The organism is Roseomonas sp. CAU 1739 (genome assembly GCF_039839775.1).
Taxonomy (GTDB): domain Bacteria; phylum Pseudomonadota; class Alphaproteobacteria; order Acetobacterales; family Acetobacteraceae; genus Neoroseomonas.
On record NZ_JBDOQQ010000001.1, the window covers coordinates 513,242 to 529,373 of the forward strand.

The 16,132-nt window shown below is 70.1% G+C and carries 21 protein-coding genes; 14 read left to right on the forward strand and 7 right to left on the reverse strand.

The features are described from left to right. Nucleotides 1-131 precede the first annotated feature (131 nt). The gene (locus AAFN86_RS02405) at nucleotides 132-2,216 is read right to left on the reverse strand and encodes a B12-binding domain-containing radical SAM protein (protein ID WP_347541608.1); all 2,085 of its coding nucleotides are present in this window, start codon (nucleotides 2,214-2,216) and stop codon (nucleotides 132-134) included. Here AAFN86_RS02405 and AAFN86_RS02410 point away from each other — a divergent pair. From AAFN86_RS02410 to AAFN86_RS02420, 3 genes are all read left to right on the forward strand, one after another. Further along, nucleotides 2,209-2,520, forward strand: a complete 312-nt coding sequence (locus tag AAFN86_RS02410) for a hypothetical protein (protein WP_347541609.1) — start codon at nucleotides 2,209-2,211, stop codon at nucleotides 2,518-2,520. The two genes, AAFN86_RS02405 and AAFN86_RS02410, sit on opposite strands and share 8 nt — an antisense overlap. A gap of 121 nt (nucleotides 2,521-2,641) precedes the next feature. Continuing rightward, nucleotides 2,642-3,172 (forward strand): decarboxylase, encoded by a 531-nt coding sequence (locus AAFN86_RS02415; protein WP_347541610.1) that lies wholly within the window; start codon nucleotides 2,642-2,644, stop codon nucleotides 3,170-3,172. Then, entirely contained in the window at nucleotides 3,169-3,771 is a 603-nt protein-coding gene (locus AAFN86_RS02420) for a thiamine pyrophosphate-dependent enzyme (RefSeq protein WP_347541611.1), read from the forward strand. The genes AAFN86_RS02415 and AAFN86_RS02420 overlap by 4 nt, the downstream gene beginning before the upstream one ends. A gap of 89 nt (nucleotides 3,772-3,860) precedes the next feature. Here the strand turns inward: AAFN86_RS02420 and AAFN86_RS02425 are convergent, their stop codons facing one another. Together AAFN86_RS02425 and AAFN86_RS02430 are read right to left on the reverse strand one after the other, a co-directional pair. Next, nucleotides 3,861-4,400: a chromate transporter gene (locus AAFN86_RS02425; RefSeq protein WP_347541612.1), complete on the reverse strand. Its 540-nt coding sequence runs from the start codon at nucleotides 4,398-4,400 to the stop codon at nucleotides 3,861-3,863. Beyond that, the gene (locus AAFN86_RS02430; protein WP_347541613.1) at nucleotides 4,397-4,942 is read right to left on the reverse strand and encodes a chromate transporter; all 546 of its coding nucleotides are present in this window, start codon (nucleotides 4,940-4,942) and stop codon (nucleotides 4,397-4,399) included. Before AAFN86_RS02430 ends, AAFN86_RS02425 begins: the two co-directional genes overlap by 4 nt. Before the next feature lie 91 nt (nucleotides 4,943-5,033). Between AAFN86_RS02430 and AAFN86_RS02435 the strand changes: the two genes are divergently transcribed. Beyond that, on the forward strand, nucleotides 5,034-5,810 hold the full coding sequence (locus tag AAFN86_RS02435; protein ID WP_347541614.1) for a helix-turn-helix transcriptional regulator: 777 nt from the start codon (nucleotides 5,034-5,036) through the stop codon (nucleotides 5,808-5,810). An 81-nt stretch (nucleotides 5,811-5,891) separates the two neighbouring features. On the opposite strand, the gene AAFN86_RS02440 is transcribed toward AAFN86_RS02435, so the two are convergent. After that, nucleotides 5,892-6,674, reverse strand: coding sequence for an SDR family oxidoreductase (locus AAFN86_RS02440; RefSeq protein ID WP_347541615.1), 783 nt, complete (start codon nucleotides 6,672-6,674; stop codon nucleotides 5,892-5,894). Nucleotides 6,675-6,778: 104 nt separating this feature from the next. Between AAFN86_RS02440 and AAFN86_RS02445 the strand changes: the two genes are divergently transcribed. The 5 genes from AAFN86_RS02445 (at nucleotide 6,779) to AAFN86_RS02465 (ending at nucleotide 9,950) form a co-directional block, all read left to right on the forward strand. Continuing rightward, entirely contained in the window at nucleotides 6,779-7,786 is a 1,008-nt protein-coding gene (locus AAFN86_RS02445) for an SPFH domain-containing protein (RefSeq protein ID WP_347541616.1), read from the forward strand. Beyond that, entirely contained in the window at nucleotides 7,771-8,196 is a 426-nt protein-coding gene (locus AAFN86_RS02450; protein ID WP_347541617.1) for an NfeD family protein, read from the forward strand. Before AAFN86_RS02445 ends, AAFN86_RS02450 begins: the two co-directional genes overlap by 16 nt. A gap of 73 nt (nucleotides 8,197-8,269) precedes the next feature. Next, complete coding sequence (locus tag AAFN86_RS02455; RefSeq protein WP_347541618.1) at nucleotides 8,270-8,761, forward strand: host attachment protein; 492 nt, start codon at nucleotides 8,270-8,272, stop codon at nucleotides 8,759-8,761. A 44-nt stretch (nucleotides 8,762-8,805) separates the two neighbouring features. Then, the gene (locus AAFN86_RS02460) at nucleotides 8,806-9,111 is read left to right on the forward strand and encodes a hypothetical protein (RefSeq protein ID WP_347541619.1); all 306 of its coding nucleotides are present in this window, start codon (nucleotides 8,806-8,808) and stop codon (nucleotides 9,109-9,111) included. Nucleotides 9,112-9,170: 59 nt separating this feature from the next. Beyond that, on the forward strand, nucleotides 9,171-9,950 hold the full coding sequence (locus AAFN86_RS02465; RefSeq protein WP_347541620.1) for a fumarylacetoacetate hydrolase family protein: 780 nt from the start codon (nucleotides 9,171-9,173) through the stop codon (nucleotides 9,948-9,950). A gap of 21 nt (nucleotides 9,951-9,971) precedes the next feature. On the opposite strand, the gene AAFN86_RS02470 is transcribed toward AAFN86_RS02465, so the two are convergent. Continuing rightward, nucleotides 9,972-11,024, reverse strand: a complete 1,053-nt coding sequence (locus AAFN86_RS02470) for an LLM class flavin-dependent oxidoreductase (protein ID WP_347541621.1) — start codon at nucleotides 11,022-11,024, stop codon at nucleotides 9,972-9,974. A gap of 222 nt (nucleotides 11,025-11,246) precedes the next feature. Next, nucleotides 11,247-11,483 carry a hypothetical protein gene (locus AAFN86_RS02475; protein ID WP_347541622.1) on the reverse strand — a complete coding sequence of 79 codons (237 nt, stop codon included), beginning with the start codon at nucleotides 11,481-11,483 and terminating at the stop codon, nucleotides 11,247-11,249. A 264-nt stretch (nucleotides 11,484-11,747) separates the two neighbouring features. Between AAFN86_RS02475 and AAFN86_RS02480 the strand changes: the two genes are divergently transcribed. From AAFN86_RS02480 to AAFN86_RS02500, 5 genes are all read left to right on the forward strand, one after another. Beyond that, nucleotides 11,748-12,215, forward strand: a complete 468-nt coding sequence (locus tag AAFN86_RS02480; RefSeq protein ID WP_347541623.1) for a nucleoside deaminase — start codon at nucleotides 11,748-11,750, stop codon at nucleotides 12,213-12,215. Beyond that, nucleotides 12,212-12,694, forward strand: a complete 483-nt coding sequence (locus AAFN86_RS02485; protein ID WP_347541624.1) for a hypothetical protein — start codon at nucleotides 12,212-12,214, stop codon at nucleotides 12,692-12,694. Before AAFN86_RS02480 ends, AAFN86_RS02485 begins: the two co-directional genes overlap by 4 nt. A 12-nt stretch (nucleotides 12,695-12,706) precedes the next feature. Further along, a complete protein-coding gene (locus AAFN86_RS02490; RefSeq protein WP_347541625.1) occupies nucleotides 12,707-13,186 on the forward strand; it encodes a hypothetical protein in 480 nt (159 codons plus the stop codon). 245 nt (nucleotides 13,187-13,431) lie between these two features. Then, nucleotides 13,432-14,181: a dienelactone hydrolase family protein gene (locus AAFN86_RS02495; protein ID WP_347541626.1), complete on the forward strand. Its 750-nt coding sequence runs from the start codon at nucleotides 13,432-13,434 to the stop codon at nucleotides 14,179-14,181. Nucleotides 14,182-14,192: 11 nt separating this feature from the next. Then, entirely contained in the window at nucleotides 14,193-14,498 is a 306-nt protein-coding gene (locus tag AAFN86_RS02500; RefSeq protein ID WP_347541627.1) for a DUF6295 family protein, read from the forward strand. A 323-nt stretch (nucleotides 14,499-14,821) separates the two neighbouring features. Here the strand turns inward: AAFN86_RS02500 and AAFN86_RS02505 are convergent, their stop codons facing one another. Then, a complete protein-coding gene (locus tag AAFN86_RS02505; protein WP_347541628.1) occupies nucleotides 14,822-16,039 on the reverse strand; it encodes a DUF445 domain-containing protein in 1,218 nt (405 codons plus the stop codon). Nucleotides 16,040-16,132: the final 93 nt, after the last annotated feature.

The following is a 16,132-nucleotide window of genomic DNA, read 5'->3' on the forward strand; positions in this document are numbered from 1 at the left end:
GCCCCATCCTATGCGGCTGTGCGACGCGGACGCGCAAGCCTGGCTGGCACGCAGCCCCCGTCGGGCGCCGGGCGATGTCCTGGCGAGTCCGTTTCGCGTAAGCCGGCGATGGCGCCGGGGCCGGTCGCCGGCTACTCGGCCGCCATGACCCCCGCGCGGCGCGTCATGCCCGCCGAACCATCGGCCGGCATGCATTGGCGCACCTGCGATTCGACGCGGATGCGAGTGACCAGTTTCGACAGGCCGCGGATGTGCGTCGTCCAGGTGGCGAGCGACATCTTCATTTCACGCGCGCCTTCCTCGGTCAGTTCGAACAGGAAAAGCTGCGGTTCCGCCAGCCGGCAGGCCGCTGGGTTCATCCAGTCGCCCGACGCGATCCAGGCCGGGAAGTCGTAGTTCAGCACCGCCTCGGTCGAAGCGAGGATCGCCTCCTCGGTCAGCCCGGTCGCGTGGGACAGGCGGGTGAAGCTGTGGAAATCCGCCCAGAACAGGTCGAAATCCGGGATCGTCGCGGGCACGCCGCGGGCTTCGAGCAGCTCGCGCGAGGCCTTCATCGCCGCATTGCACACCGCATCCCAGATGAAGAAGGAGGCGATGGCCCGGTAGCGGTACATCAGGTTGTCGCCGATGTCGCCACGGCCGAGCTTCTCGAAGTTTTCGTCGCGCGAATAGAAGTCGATGCAGGCTTCGCGCGTCGGGAACAGCTCGCCCTTGGTCTCGCCCACGAACTGGTCGAGGAAGCCGCGCACCTCCGCATCGCCATCCTCCAGCGCCGGCAGCATCGCCTTCCACCATTCGGCGTTGGAGATGCCATGCGCGCGGCAGAACGCCACCAGATGCGCGAACCACCCGTCGTTCCAGAACACCGAGGAGATCAGGTGGTACTTGCGGCAGGTGATGTAGTCCTCGAAGGGCAGCGTGTCGGTCGCGACGATGATCTCCTCGGTGTCGAAGACGCGCCTCTCCTCGAAGACGCCGAAATTGCGCGGCAGCACGCGGAAGCGAGTGTCGAACTTGAACACCTCGCGGCTCTCGGCCTTCTCCATTTCGGAGCCCTTGAGCATCATCGCCTGGAAGTTGTGCATCTGGTCGATGTTGGAATCGAGCAGCGTGGTCAGCCCGTGCAGGTGGGTCTGCAGGCTTTCGCCCGGCAGGCCGAGGATGAGGTCGGAGATCGACTTCAGCCCGCGCCCGCGCATGTGCACTTCCAGGGCCTTGTAGGCATCGAGCTTGATCGTCTCGCGCTTGATCTTGCGCAGCACGTTCTCATCGAGCGATTGCACCGCCTGGTACAGCACCAGCGCGCCCGAGACCTGTTCGACCGACTTGATGATGCGCTCGGGCCGGTTCTTGCCGGTGGTGGCGTCGATGAAGGTCGGCCAGCCATAGTCGCGCTGCATCTGGCCGATATAGCCGGAGATCTCGATGTCGCGCTCGAACATGCCGTAGTTGGAATCGGCGATGCGCAGCGTGCCCATCTTGGGCGACTTCTCCTGGATGCGCTTCGCGATGTAGTGGATTTCCTCCTTCATGCGGTCCAGCTCGAAATTATGGACCTTCGAGTACCAGGAGGTGCCCTGCGCGCAGAAGGTGCAGGTGAAGGGGCAGCCGCGATTGGTCTCGATCATCGGCGACAGGCGGCCGTCGAAGAATTCATCCTGGATGCCGGTCAGCCAGGGGGAGGGGATCTCGTTCACCTCGCGGTGGCGCGGCTTCGTCGCGCTGCGCACCAGCTGGCCTTCCGGGTTGCGCCAGATGGAACTGTCCATCCCGCGCGCGCCCCAGGCGGTGTGGGACTGCCCGCAATCCTGGAAGATCGAGACCAGGCGGGACGCGGCGAAATCGGCCTCCCCGGTGATGTAGACATCGACCTCGGGGCAGGCTTCGACATAGGCGATCTGCCGGTCGGGCTCGAGCGGGATGTTCGGTCCGCCCATCACCGTCAGCACGTTGGGGTTCACCTGCTTGGCGATGCGGAAGAAGGCGCGCGACAGCGCTTCGTTCCACACATAGTTGGATAGCATCAGGATGTCGGGCGGCGCTTCCCTCAGCGCTTGCATCAGCCGGTCCGGATAGACGAACAGCCGGCTGTCCACATCCGTATTGTCCCGGTCCATCACCGCCTTCATGTAGGCGACGCCAAGCGGCATGCAGTCATTGGCCAGCACGCCGCCGGTGTTGTAGCGCAGGTCGCCCAGATAGACGCGCGTGGCCATCGACCCCATCTCCCGCTGGTACCCGGGCGGCCCCGGCATGGGGCGCACAGGTCGAATCTCCGACGAGGCCGGTTTTCCCGATGGCGACGAGCTGGAGCCGTCATCCCTGGGCGGCCGGCCCCTGTTTTCAGTGCGCGACCGCGCCGCGCCCCTTGCCGATGGTCTGGCGAGGGTCGCCTGCCGGCGGCCGGGCGCACCGACCACAAGTTTGTTCCGATGGCAGCATGGCAACTTCCATGACGCATCGCAACAGAGCGTAACGACCCGCCATGAAATCGTTCGGGGTGCCATTCCGCTGTCGTGATCATCGCGTCCGGGCGCTCGGACGGCAGTGATCCCGGGCACAGCCGGGCGGCGCCCGCGTGGCTTGGCGCTCGCCGCGGGCGGTGCGATACCGGCCAGCGAAGCGAGGAGACATCCCCACGATGATGAGCGCCGCCGATGCGCCACCGACCACCTGGCACGCCATCCTGCGCCAGGCGCTGAAGGACAACGATGTCCGCCTGGTCACCTATGTGCCCGACAATGTGCTGCGGCCGTTGATCGACGGCATCCACGCCGACCCTTTCTTCACCGCTTTCCCCTGCGCGCGGGAAGAAGAAGCCGTGGGCATCGTGACCGGCGCCAACATGGCGGGCATGCGGGGCATCGTGATGATGCAGACCTCGGGCTTCGCGACGCTGCCGAACGTGCTGGCGTCGCTGCCCGTCGCCTTCCAGGTGCCGGTGCTGATGGTGGTCTCCGAACGCGGCACCATGGGCGAATTCAACCCGGGCCAGGCGATCGTCTGCCGCACCATGCGCCCGATCCTCGATTCCATGGGCATCGAGCACCACACCATGACGCGGCTGGATGAGGCCGCCTTCATGGCCGACCGCACCATCCGCCAGGCCTTCGCCACCCGCTGGCCGGCCTGCCTGATCATCTCCCCTCTGCTGAGCGGAGCGCGCAAGTGACCGACACCACCGACAACCTGCATGTGATGAACCGCGCGGCGCTGACGAAGCGCCTGGTCGGGCGCCTGACCAACCGCGAGGCGGTGATCGGCGGCATCGGCAATTCCAACTGGGACCTGTGGGGCGCCGACAAGACGCGCGGCGAGAACTTCTACATGCTGGGGTCCATGGGCCTCGCAGCACCCATCGCCTTCGGCGTCGCCATCGCCCAGCCGACCCGCCGGGTGTTCGCTCTGGAAGGGGATGGCTCGCTGCTGATGCAGCTGGGCTGCCTGTCCACCATCGCGTCGCAGAAGCCCAGGAACCTCGCCATCATCCTGTGGGACAACGGCATCTATCAGATCACCGGCGGGCAGGGGACGCCGTCCCGGACCGCCGGCACCGACATGGTGGCGATCGCGCGCGCATCCGGCATCGCCTCGGCCGCCTGGGCGGCGGACGAAGCCGAGTTCGACGCGCTGGTGGGTCGCGCGCTGGCCACCGACGGGCCGCACGTCATCGGCGTGAAGATCGACAACGAACCAGGGCGCAACCAGACGGATCGCGATCCCATCCGGTTCCGCGAAACCTTCATGCGGGCGATGGCGCAGGGCGTGTGAACGGAGAGGGCCCTCGCCCCTCTCCGAACCTCACCCCACCAGGGGCCTGCGGGCCCCTGGACCGCGGGGAATTGGCGCCTTGGGTGGGGTCATGGGCCACCGAGCCACGGTGCGCTGACCATCGCCAGGCTTCCGGCGGCCAGCGCCCAGAGCGGATTGCGGCGCGACAGCACGACGAAGGCGGCAGTGGCCAGGCCGATCGCCAGGCCCAGCGCGCCATGGGCCGCGGCACGCATCATCGCCACGCCGCTCGCCAGGATCAGCCCAAGTGCCACCGGCACTAACCCCGCCTTGACCAGCCCGACCGCCGGATGATCGTTCCAGCGCGACAGCGTGCGCGACACGACGAAGGCCAGCGTGCAGGACGGCGCGACGATGGCGAAGGTCGCCACCAGCAGGCCTGCCAGCCCCGCCACCTGCCAGCCGATCAGGCTGACCATGATGATGTTCGGCCCCGGCGCGGCGTGGGAAATCGCGAAGGCATCGGCGAAACCCGCATCGCCCATCCAGCCATGCACTTCCACCACCTGGCGCCGGATCTCGGGCAGCGTCGCATTCGCGCCCCCGATCGACACCAGCGACAGCGCCGCGAAGACCTGCGCGATGTCGATCAGCGAGGCCTGGTTCATGCCCGCCGCTCCAGCGCCGCGCCGCCTATGGACAGCGGCACCAGCACCGCCACCACCGGCACCAGCGGCCATTCCATGACGCCGATGGCGATGAACGCTGCGGCGATGATGACGAGCGAGCGCGCCGATGGCCGGATGTTGCGCGCCATCTTCACCGCCGTGCCCATCACCAGCCCCGCCGCCCCCGCCGCCGCGCCGACCACCAGCGCCTGCACCACCGGCACATCCGCGAAGCGCAGATAGGCCGCGCCGAGCGCGGTCACGATCACCAGCGGCACCACCAACTGTCCGAGCACGCACAGCAGCGCGCCTGCCAACCCCTGGAAACGGTCGCCGATCATCACCGCGGCATTCATCGTGTTCGGCCCCGGCAACACCTGGCCGATGCCGAGGATCGCGGCGAATTCCTTCTCGGTCAGCCAGCGCCGCTCCTCGATGATGACGTGCCGCGCCCAGGGCGCGATGCCCCCGAACCCCAGCATCCCGATCTTCAGGAAACCGAGGAACAACTCGGCCTTGGTCACCACGCGCCCTTCCGTCATCCGATCCGCCCCATCCGGTCCGCCGCCCAGTATCGGGCGGCCCCGTCTGGCCCGCTTCGCAATACGGGCCCGAATGCTATGAATCCGGGCCATGGCCCGGCACATCCGCGCGGCAGAGATCGAAGCGACCCCGCGCCCCGTCGTCGCGGTCGGCAACGACTACCCTGCCGGCCACGAGCATCCGGCGCACAGCCATCGCCGCTCGCAACTGCTGTTCGCCGAACACGGCACCATGCTGGTCCGCACCGGGCAGGGGGCCTGGATGGTGCCGCCCAGCCAGGGCATCTGGATCCCCGGCGGCACGGTCCATGCCATCACCATGATGGGCGCGGTCGCCACCCGCAGCGTGTATGTCGAACCCGGGGCGCGCGACGACCTGGCGCCTGACTGCCGGGTGATCGGGGTGCCGCCTTTGCTGCGCCAGTTGCTGATCGCCGCGGTGGACCTGCCCGCCGAGTACGATCCGCATGGGCGGGACGGCCGCGTCATGGCGCTGCTGCTGGATGAGGTCGTGGCCGCGCCGGTCCTGCCGCTCAGCCTGCCGCTGCCGTGCGGCGGACGGCTGCTCGCGCAGTGCCGCCGCTTCCTCCAGGCCCCGACGATGCGCCAGACGATCGATGCCTGGAGCCGTGACCTCGCGCTGAGTCGCCGCGGCTTCACCCGTCGCTTCCGGCAGGAGACGGGGCTGAGCTTCGCGCAATGGCAGCGCCGCGCCTGCCTTCTGGCGGCGCTGCCGCGGCTGGCGCGGGGCGACCAGGTGACCGGGATCGCCTTCGACCTCGGCTATGCCGGCCCGGCCGCCTTCAGCACGATGTTTCGCCGCATCCTGGGCGTCCCGCCGGCGGCCTATGTCCGGCGTCGCGATTGAAGCGCAGCGGCGCCTTGGTGATGGTCACGCCTGTCGTCGCGCGGACGCCCGAGGCCGCGCAAGACCTCGACCTCGCCCTGCCTACCCCAGCCGCTGCTGGTCTCCGTCGACCGACAGCGCCTGCCCGCTGATGGTCGCGCCGAACGGCGAGCACAGGTACAGCGCCATGTTGGTGATGTCCTGCTGCGTCACGTAGCAGCGTAGCGAGACATCGCGCAGCAGTTCCGCCTCCTTCACCTTGAAGGCCACGCCCTCCGCCTGGGCCTTGGCCTCGATCACGCGGCGGATGCGGTCGCCGGCGACGAGGCCGGGCAGGATGGCGTTCACCCGGATGCGGTCCGGGCCGAGTTCGATCGACAGCGACTTAGTGAAACCCACCACGCCCCATTTCGCCGCGGCATAGGGGCTGCGCAGCGGAAAGCCGAAGCGCCCCGCCGCCGAGGACAGGTTCACGATCGACCCGCCCCCGGCATTGCGCAGGTGCGGCACGGCGCGCCGCGCGCAATGGAACATGGCGGCGAGGTCGATGCGCAGCGTGGCTTCCAGCGCCTCGGGCGTCACATCCTCGACCCGCGCGGTGGGGCCGGCGATGCCGGCGTTGTTCACCAGCACGTCCAGCCCGCCGAGAGTGGAGGCGGCGACATCGACGAATTCCTCGCAATCGGCCGTCTCGCCCATGTCGGCACGCATCTTCGGGTGCGGGCAGGTGGCAAGCGCCTCGGCATCGAGGTCGCAGACGAAGACCTTGGCGCCGCGCGCGGCGAAGCTGTCGGCCATGACGCGGCCGATGCCGCCGGCGCCGGCGCTGATCGCCACGCGCAGTCCCGCCAGGTCCACCGTCAGCGGCTGGTTGCTGCCCTGCATCACGCGTCCTCCGATATGAAATGCTTCATCCATGGTCACGCCGCGCCGCCCCGACGGCAAGGCCGACATTCCGTTGCGCCGCCCATCCGGTCTATGCTTGGGCCATGAGCCCATTCGAGATCATCTCCGCCTCGACCATCGTCCTGATCGTACTGCTGTTCCTGGCGGTGCTCACCGCGCTGCGCGGCATCCGCACCGTGCCGCAGGGCGAGGTCTGGACGGTGGAGCGCTTCGGCGCCTTCACCCGCATGCTGTCGCCCGGCCTGAACTTCATCATCCCCTTCATCGATGGCATCGGAAGGCGGGTGAACGTGCAGGAACAGGTGCTCGACATTCCCGAGCAATCCGTCATCACCCGTGACAACGCGACCGTCGCCGTGGATGGCATCGTCTATTACCGCGTGATGGACCCGGCGAAGGCTGCCTATGCCGTGCAGGACCTTGGCATCGCCCTGACCGCGCTGACCATGACCAACATCCGCGCGGTGATCGGCGAGATGGAACTCGACGCCACCTTGTCGGGGCGCGAGCGCATCAACTCCTCGCTGCTCGCCATCCTGGATGGCGCGACCGATCCGTGGGGCGTGAAGATCGCCCGCGTCGAGATCCGCAAGATCGAGCCGCCCGAGAACCTGATCCGCGCGATGAACCTGCAGATGACCGCCGAGCGCGAGCGCCGCGCCACGGTCGCCAAGGCGGAAGGCGAGCGCGAGGCCGAGATCAAGCGTGCCGAGGGCGAGAAGCAGGCGCTGATCCTGCAGGCCGAGGGCCGCAAGGAAGCCGCCTTCCGCGACGCCGAGGCGCGCGAGCGTTCCGCCGAGGCCGAGGCCGCCGCGACGCGCATGGTCGCCGAGGTCGCCGCCGGCGCGGGCACCGATGCGCTGCGCTACTTCATCGCCGACAAGTATGTGAAGGCGTTCGAGGTGCTGGCCGGCAACACCGCCCAGAAGCTGGTCATCGTGCCGATGGAAAGCAGCGCGCTGGCCGGCGGCATCACCCAGGCGATGGAATTGCTGCGCGGGCCGGACGGCACGGTACCGCCACGCCTGCCACCCCGTCCGCCCACGCCTTCGCCCGCACCGGAGGCGCCCTCGCCATGGACCCCGCGCTGACCTGGATCCTCGTCGGGCTGCTGCTGCTCGGCGCGGAAACCCTGCTGCCCGGGGTCTTCCTGCTGTGGGTCGGCCTCGCCGCGATCGGCACCGGCCTGATGCTCATGCTGGTCACGCCGCCCTTCTGGCTGACCGTGACCGTGTTCATCGCGCTGCTCGCCGCCGGCATCGCCACCGCCCTGCGGCTGCGCCGGTCGGACCGGCCGCGGCCGCGGGTGAATACCCCCGATGCGGGGCTGGTTGGCCGGCCCGGCGTGCTGGTGGAACCGAATTCCACCGGCCCGCGCGTGCGGGTGGGTGATTCCGACTGGTCCGCCCGCCTGCCGCGCGATGTCGCCGGCAGCCCGGCCGGCACCCGCGTGAGGGTGGAAGGTGTCGACGGCACGACGCTGGTGGTGCGCCCGGAATAGGGCTTTGCTGCCGATCAAGGCGCCGCCCGTCGCGATGGTCCATCAAGGACCGATCAAGGGAGCGAGAAGCCAGATGACCCCGCAGCCAGCAAGCATCGACAGTGACCATGCCCGGCGCCTTTTCGTCGTGGCCAATGGCAGCCACGGCAAGGGCTACCTGAAGCGGCTAGGCGAGACGGGCTACGACGCCGTGCTCGCCTGGGCCTCCCCCGATGCGCGGGCGAAGGATTCCGAACTTGGCGAGGACCGGCCCGGCCGCAGTTTCGCGAGCGCCGGGGCGACCGCCCGCAGCGCCATGGAATATGACGGCAAGGACGACAGCCCGAAGGAACACGCGAAGCGTGACCTGGCGCGCCGCATGGCCGAGGACGTGGTCGGTGCCCTGCGCGCCGGCACAGTGGAAAGCGTCGCGCTCGTCGCGCCCGCGCCGGTCGCCACGGCCATCCGGGGCCATGTGCCGGCCGAGCTGCACCGGGCCCTGGTGGGCGAGGAACACCACGACCTGACCGGCCTGCCGGTGGCCGAGGTGTTCGCGCGGCTCGACGCGCTGCGTCACGGATCGTAACGGCCCTTGATCCTGGCGCGCCCATGGGCCACGTCCTCAAGGCCATGAACACGCAACACCGCCCACCCGTCATCGACATGACCCCGGAAGGCGAATTCCGCGACCCCGTGCAACCCCGGGCGATGAGTGGCTTCGACCGGATGCTGGCCCGCATCGGCGGCGTCGCCATGCTGGTGGCGCTGGGGGCGGCGGGCCTTGCCCTGGCTGGCCTGGCGGTGCTGGCGATCAGCGTCATGCTGCCGATCGCCCTGATCGCGGGGCTGATCGGTGGCGGGTCGCTGTGGTGGCGCATGCGGCGGGCCGGGCCCGGCGGCGCGCCCCCGGTGCGCTTCGTCTTCATCCGCCGCTGACAATCGCCACGGCGGTCACGCGGCGATAGGCTCCCGCCCGACATGGTGGGGAGCAACCGGTGACGCTGTGGGTACGTTTCGCGCGACAGGATGGTGCCGAGGGCTTCGGCACGCTCGATGAGGCCGCCGGCGTCATCGCCGTTCATGCCGGCGACCTGTTCGCCGGCGCCACGCCGACGCGCGAGACGCTGCCGCGCGACGCCGTCCGCCTGCTGGCGCCGGTGCGGCCGGGCAAGTTCATCGGCCTGTGGAACAACTTCCACGACCTCGCCGCCCGGACCGGCGCCGCGATCCCCGAGGTGCCGCTGTGGTTCCTCAAGGCCGGCACCGCGCTGCTCGACCCCGAGGACACGATCCGCCCGCCCGCCGGCTACACTGGCAAGGTGCTGTATGAAGGCGAACTCGGGCTGGTGGTCGGTCGCCGCTGCAGGGATGCCGACGAGGTCGAGGCCGCCGCCGCGATCTTCGGGCTCACGGCCGTGAACGACGTCACGGCGCTGGATATCCTCCATGCCGACCCGTCCTTCCCGCAATGGGCGCGGGCGAAGTCCTGCGACGGCTTCGGGCCGGTCGGGCCGGCCATCGCGACCGGGCTCGACTGGTCCGCGCTGCGCGTGCGCGTGGCGTTGAACGGTCGCGTCCGGCAGGATTATCCGCTCGCCGACATGATCATCCCGCCGGCGCGGATCGTGGCGCTGCTGTCGCGGGAGATGACGCTGGAACCGGGCGACCTGATCGCTTGCGGCACCTCGGTCGGCGCCTTGCCGATGCGGCCCGGCATGACCGTGGAGGTCAGCATCGACGGGATCGGCACGCTGCGCAACGTGATGGGCGGTTGATGCGGGCGGGGCGCCGCTCCGTCACTCCGCCGCCAGGGCCACCCCGCCCGCCTGCAACCCAAACACCTCCGCCAGCAGGCTGTAGGACCGCCGCCGCGCCGCCGGATCATGGCAGTGGGTGATGACGGCAAATTCCGCGATGCCGCCATGCGCAGCCGACAGCGCCTCCAGCTTCGCCTTCACCTGTTCCGGCGTGCCGACCATCGCGCCGTCGCGCATCCGTTCCACGCGCGCGAGTTCAAGGTCGGAATAGGCGTGGGCCTCCGCCTCCTCGACGCTCGGCAGGGGCAGATACAGGCCGCGATCCCGCTTCAGCCGCCATAATTCGCGCGACCGGAACAGCCGCTTCGCCTCGGCCTCGGTGTCCGCCACCAGGCAATAGACGCCAAGCGCCGGGTGCGGCGCGGCAACCCGCCCGGCCATCCCGGGCTTCGGCTGGAAGGATTCGCGATACACCGCGATCGCCTGTTCCGACCCGCCGCCATCGGAGAAGAAATGCGCGTAGCAAAAAGGCAGCGCGAAGTACCCCGCGACCTGCGCGCCGTAATCCGACGAGCCCAGGATCCACATCTGCGGGCGCGTCTCCACCGCCGGCTGGGCGATGATCGACCGGAAGGGGTGATTCTCCGGCAGCCCGTCACCGTGCCAGCCGAGCAGCTCCATCACCTGCTGCGGAAACAGATCCGCCGCCTGGTTGGCCTGCGGGTTCAGCGCGAAGGCGGTGCGCCCGTCCGACCCCGGTGCGCGCCCGACGCCCAGGTCGACGCGGCCCGGGGCGATCGCCTCCAGCACGCGGAACTGCTCGGCCACCTTCAGTGATGCGTAGTGCGGCAGCATCACCCCCGCGCTGCCGATGCGGATGCGCTTCGTGGTGGCGCCGATCGCCGCCAGCAGCACCTCCGGCGCCGTGCCGGCATGCGATGCGCTGTTGTGGTGTTCGGCGCACCAGTAGCGGTGGAAGCCGAGCGCGTCGCAATGCTGGGCGAGGGCGATGGTCTCGCGGATCGCCTCCCCGGGCGTGCGGCCCGCAGCGACGGAGGATTGATCAAGTGCGGAGAGCGTGAACCCGGTCATGCGCGCGAGACTAGCGCGGCCGCGGGCCTGTGTGGGAGGGGTGGCGGGCGCCGCGCGTCAGGACGCGGCGCCCGGCGGCGGCGCTGCCGCCCGAAACGCGCGGTCCGGGGGTGCGGTGGCTCCTGGCGGGCGGGTTCGAAGGGGCGGCACCCCTCCCATCCTGCGTCCTGGTCCTCGGCTTGTGGAGCAGTGCGACCGCGGGTTGGTCCGTCGCGCCCGCCTTCAGGCGACCTCGGCGCGCGGTCCCGGCAGGGCGATCACGCTGGCCAGGTTGCTGGTCGCCTGGCGCGGCGTTTCGGGCAGAAGGGCGTCGAGAAACGCGCCGACCGGCGGCGGGCCATCGTAGCAGGCCAATACCTGGCGCAGCGCCGCCAGCCGCTGATACGGCGTCGTGGCGCGCAGCTCCTCCAGGATGGACAGTTCCTCGTGCCGGAGCTGCTCGATCAGACGAATGTCCATGCCGTCCCCCAAGTCGGTCCCCCGATGCCGTGCCGCTGTCATCACGGAAAGGCATCATTAACGTGTGTACCGGATAATGAATCGCGGGTGGGTTGTAGGCAAGGCTCAACTCACGCGCGAAGTCGTGCTCCGGGTGCCGCGCGAAAATCGCCATGGCGCGTGTTGCGCGCGAACCACAGCCCATCCCCTGTCATTCGCTGTCGCCTCCCGCCGCCGGATTGGGCGAAGATGCGAGCCGGAAATCAGCGGCATGGCGGAGGATGGATGGAGGAGGCGGATTTCATGCGGCGCGCCATCGCGCTGTCCTGCGACGGGGTGGCCGAGGGCGGCGGTCCCTTCGGCGCGGTGGTCGTGAAGGATGGCGTGGTGGTGGGGGAGGGCCGCAACGCCGTGGTCCCCGGCCGCGACCCCACCGCCCATGCCGAGGTCGTGGCGATCCGTGCCGCCTGTGCAAGACTTGGCACCCACGACCTGTCGGGGGCGGTGATCTACACCAGTTGCGAGCCCTGCCCGATGTGTCTCGGCGCCGTCTGGTGGGCGCGCATCGCCGAGATCGTCTATGGCAATGATCGCGCGGATGCCGCGGCGATCGGCTTCGACGACGCCGCGATCTATCAGGAGGTCTGCCTGCCGATCCCCGCCCGCACGTTGCCGCTGCGCCGCCTGATGGCGGCCGAGGCGTTCGAGGGTTTCCGCCGCTGGCAGGCCCGGCCTGACAAGGTGCCCTATTGAACGGCCCGCCGCCCGATGCGGTGATCCTGTCGATCACCGGGCTGCAGGGCCCGGCCGATGCGGCGGCGGTGGAAGCGGCGCTGAGGCGCGGCGACCCGGCCGTGCGGCTGTGGACCGACTGGCCGCGCGGTCTCGTCGCCGTGCAGTCGGCGGCGCCGGCCAAGGCGCTGTGCGCCGCGGTGCAGGGGGCGGGCTTCGGCGTGCTGGTGCGCGGCGGCGCCGGCGCGGGGCGGGGCAGCATCGCCGGCATCTTCGGGCGGATGCTGCTGTATGCGGTGCTTGGCGCGGTCGCGGGGCTGCTGCTGGGCATCGGGCTTGGCCTGGCGAATTCGATGTTCAATCCGGATTGCACGCGGCCGGGCAGCAGCGGCGGCTGCGCCATCGGCGTCGGGATCTTCGGCCTGCTGTTCGGCTGCATCGGCGTGCCCGTCGGCGCGGTGGTCGGACTGATCCACGGCCTGGTCCGTCGCCATGGGTGAGCCACGGTGCCGGTGACGATCCCGCCCGGCGGCGTGCTGCTGTCCGTGCGTGGCCTGCGCGGATCCGACGACCATGCATCCGTGCGGGGCGCGATCCGCGGCCGCGATCCGGCCGCGCATGTCGATGCCGATTGGCCGCGCGGCCTCATCATCGTGCAATCCGATCATCCTCCCGAGGCATTGCGCCTGGCGGTCCAGGACGCCGGCTTCATCACCGCCTGGCTGCCCCATCCGCCGCGTGAGGTCACCGCGCGCGGGGCGATGGCGACGGCAATGCGGATCCTGGGCCTCGGCTTCGCGGGATTGGTCGTTGGAACGCTGCTGGGCGGCGTGGCGGCTCTGGCGCTGATCGCGCTCGACCCGCGCTGCGGTGGACCGGGGGATTCCGGCGGCTGCGCCATGGGCATACCTGCCTTCGCGATTGGCGCCGGGCTGCTCGGCGCGGCGGCCGGGCTGGCGCTGGGCGTCGTCCGCGCCATCCGGCGCCGTTGAGGGGCACCCCTGCCACATAGGGGCGCGCCGGCGCCTGGTCCGGCAGGCCACGGCGCCGTCGCATCCCGACGCGCCGCGGCGGGGCCCCGGCAAGCCCGCACCGCGTTGCGCATGGTCCGTGAACGTCGAATACTCCGATGCCGACGCCCGTTCCGGCGGCAGCGGCGTGGGCGAACCGCTCCGCGCGGATGAGGCCCGGACCGGCTGGCCCGCGCGGCCCGCCCCACCATCCTGGAGGACAACCGATGTCATTCTACCGCGGCATGACCTGCGAGAACGTGACCATCAAGGGCCACGAAGGAACCCCGATCACGGCCTATGTGGCCAAGCCCGCCGGTCCCGGGCCCTTGCCCGGCGTCGTGCTGATCCATCACCTGCCGGGCTGGAGCGAGCTCTACATCGAGACGACGCGCCGCTTCGCGCATCACGGCTACCTCGCCATCTGCGCCAACCTCTATGAGCGGGCCGGCGCGGGCAATCCGGACGATGTCGCCGCCAAGGTGCGCGCCGAAGGCGGCATTCCCGATGCCCAGATGGTCGGCGACACCGCTGCCGCGGTGGCGTGGATGCGCGCGCAGACGAACCACAACGGCAAGGTCGGCGTGTTGGGCTCCTGCTCCGGCGGCCGGCACGCTGTCATCTACGCGTCGCAGCGCAAGGACGTCGATGCCTGCGTCGACCTGTGGGGCGGCCGCGTGGTGATGGGGGCGGAGGAACTCAACGCCAAGACGCCCACCGCCCCGATCGACATGACGAAGGACCTGTCGTGCCCGTTGCTCGGCCTGTTCGGCAATGACGACCGCGCGCCGAGCCCCGAGCAGGTGAACCAGCACGAGGCCGCGTTGAAGAAGCACGGCAAGGACCACGAGTTCCACCGCTACGACGGTGCCGGCCACGGCTTCTTCTATTGGCACCGGCCGCTGTATCGCCCCGAACAGGCGATGGATGGCTGGGGCAAGGTGTTCGCCTTCTTCCGCAAGCACCTGGCGACGTAGGGCGCGCGGCGATGTGCACCTCGATCGTCGAGATCGCGCGCGCGTACGGCATGGCCAAGCGCGGCGACGACTGGTTTGCGCTGACGCAGGCCGTGGTGGCCTATGACCACGCGCGGCATGCGCCGCTGGGGGACGTCATCACGCTCGACTTCCTCAACACCAGCCTCGGCCCTTCGGCGCGCGCCGGGGTGGAGTTGTCGCTGGACAGCGCGAAGGAACTCCGTGCGGCGCTCGAACGCGCCATCGCGGCCGCCGAGCACGAGGAAGCGGAAGTCCGGGGCAAGGGCGCCGTGCTCAGCCTTGTCAGGGCAGGCTGACGGGCCTCGACCACCCGCCACGGCCCCATCGGATCGCGGCCCCGCCGCGATCCGGAAACGCACGGCGCGACCGTTCTCATCCCGCCCGCTTCGCCAGGGCAACAGCGCAGGTCGTGCGCATGCGTGCGCCGGCGCCTGGGGCAAAACCAGGACCCTGCCGGCCGACGGGATCATACCAACGGCACGAGTGCTTGACTCGTGCCGAGGCCGCGAAGGCGGCCCGCCGGTAGTCCGGCGGAAGCCAAGCAAACCGGACGTTTGCGCCCGGCGTCTGAGGGCAGGCTGAAGCCGATACCAACGGTCGAAGAATTCGGCCGTTGGTATCAGCCCGCCACCCGACCGAACACCGCGTGCAGCACCGCGAACAGCGCCCCGCCGGCGAGGAAGCCAACCAGCGTCCCGTTGATGCGCACATATTGCAGGTCCGCGCCCACCCGCAGCTCGATCTTGTCGGCCGCCGACTTCGCATCCCAGTTGCCGACCACGCCGGCGATGAAGTCCGACAACTGCGACTGCGCGCTCGGCAGCAGCGTCATCAGCACCCGTTCCACGGCCTGGTTCAGCCTTTCGCGCGCCGCCGGATCCTCGGCGAGCAGCGTGCCGGCATTGGCGAGGACGCCCGACAGCAGCGCCACCGTCCGCCCATCGGGCCGGGCGGCATCGGCGACCAGCGCCGCGCGCAGCCGGCCCCAGACATCCATCAGCCAGGCGGCGACGGATGGATGCGCCAGCGCTTCGCGCAGCACCCGCCCGATCGCGGCGGCGCGCTCCGGGTCGGTCTCCAGCCGTTCGATCTCGTGGCCCAGCCATTCGGCGAAGGCGGCGCGCAGGTCGGAATCCTCGGGCTCGACCTTCTCCAACTCGGCATTCACCGCGGCCAGCACCCGGTTCGCAACACGCGCGCCGGCCAGCCAGCCGATCACCGCACCGCCCTCGGCACGGATGCGCGCGGCGATGGCGGTCCGCAGCGCTTCCTCCCGCGCCGTCAGCAGCACCTTCAACTGCCCGATCGCCAGGCTGAACACTTCCTGGTGCCGTCCGGATGCCACGAAGGCGCGCAGCACGCGGGCCACCAGCCGCGCCCCGGCCGGGCCCGAGACGATGCGCGGCAGCAGCCGCGCCAGCAGCTTGCGCGCCCGCCCATCCTCGAGGCTCGCGACGAGTTTCGGCAGGCTTCCCGCCAAGGCCGCCGCCGCGGGGCGCATCGCCGCCGGATCCGCCAGGAAACGCTGCAGGATGCGCGCGAGGTCCAGCCGCCCGATCACCCGCCGCAGCTCGGCCTCGGTGAACACATGCGACGACACGAAGCGCCCTAGCGCCCGGCCCAGCCTTTCCTTCTGGTTCGGCACGATGGCGGTGTGCGGGATGGGAATGCCCAGCGGATGGCGGAACAGCGCCGTCACCGCGAACCAGTCGGCCAGGCCACCCACCACCCCTGCCTTGGCCGAGGCCTGCAGGAGATCCGTCCAATAGCCGGGCGGCATCCCGTATGTGCCGACCAGCAGCGCCGCCATGCCGGCCAGCATGCCGGTGGCGAGCATCCGGTGGCGCCGCAGACTGCGGCGCAGATCGGCATCGGGGTCGGGTATAGTGGGGCTGCCTTGCATCACACGCGGAGATAAGCCGCCCCACCG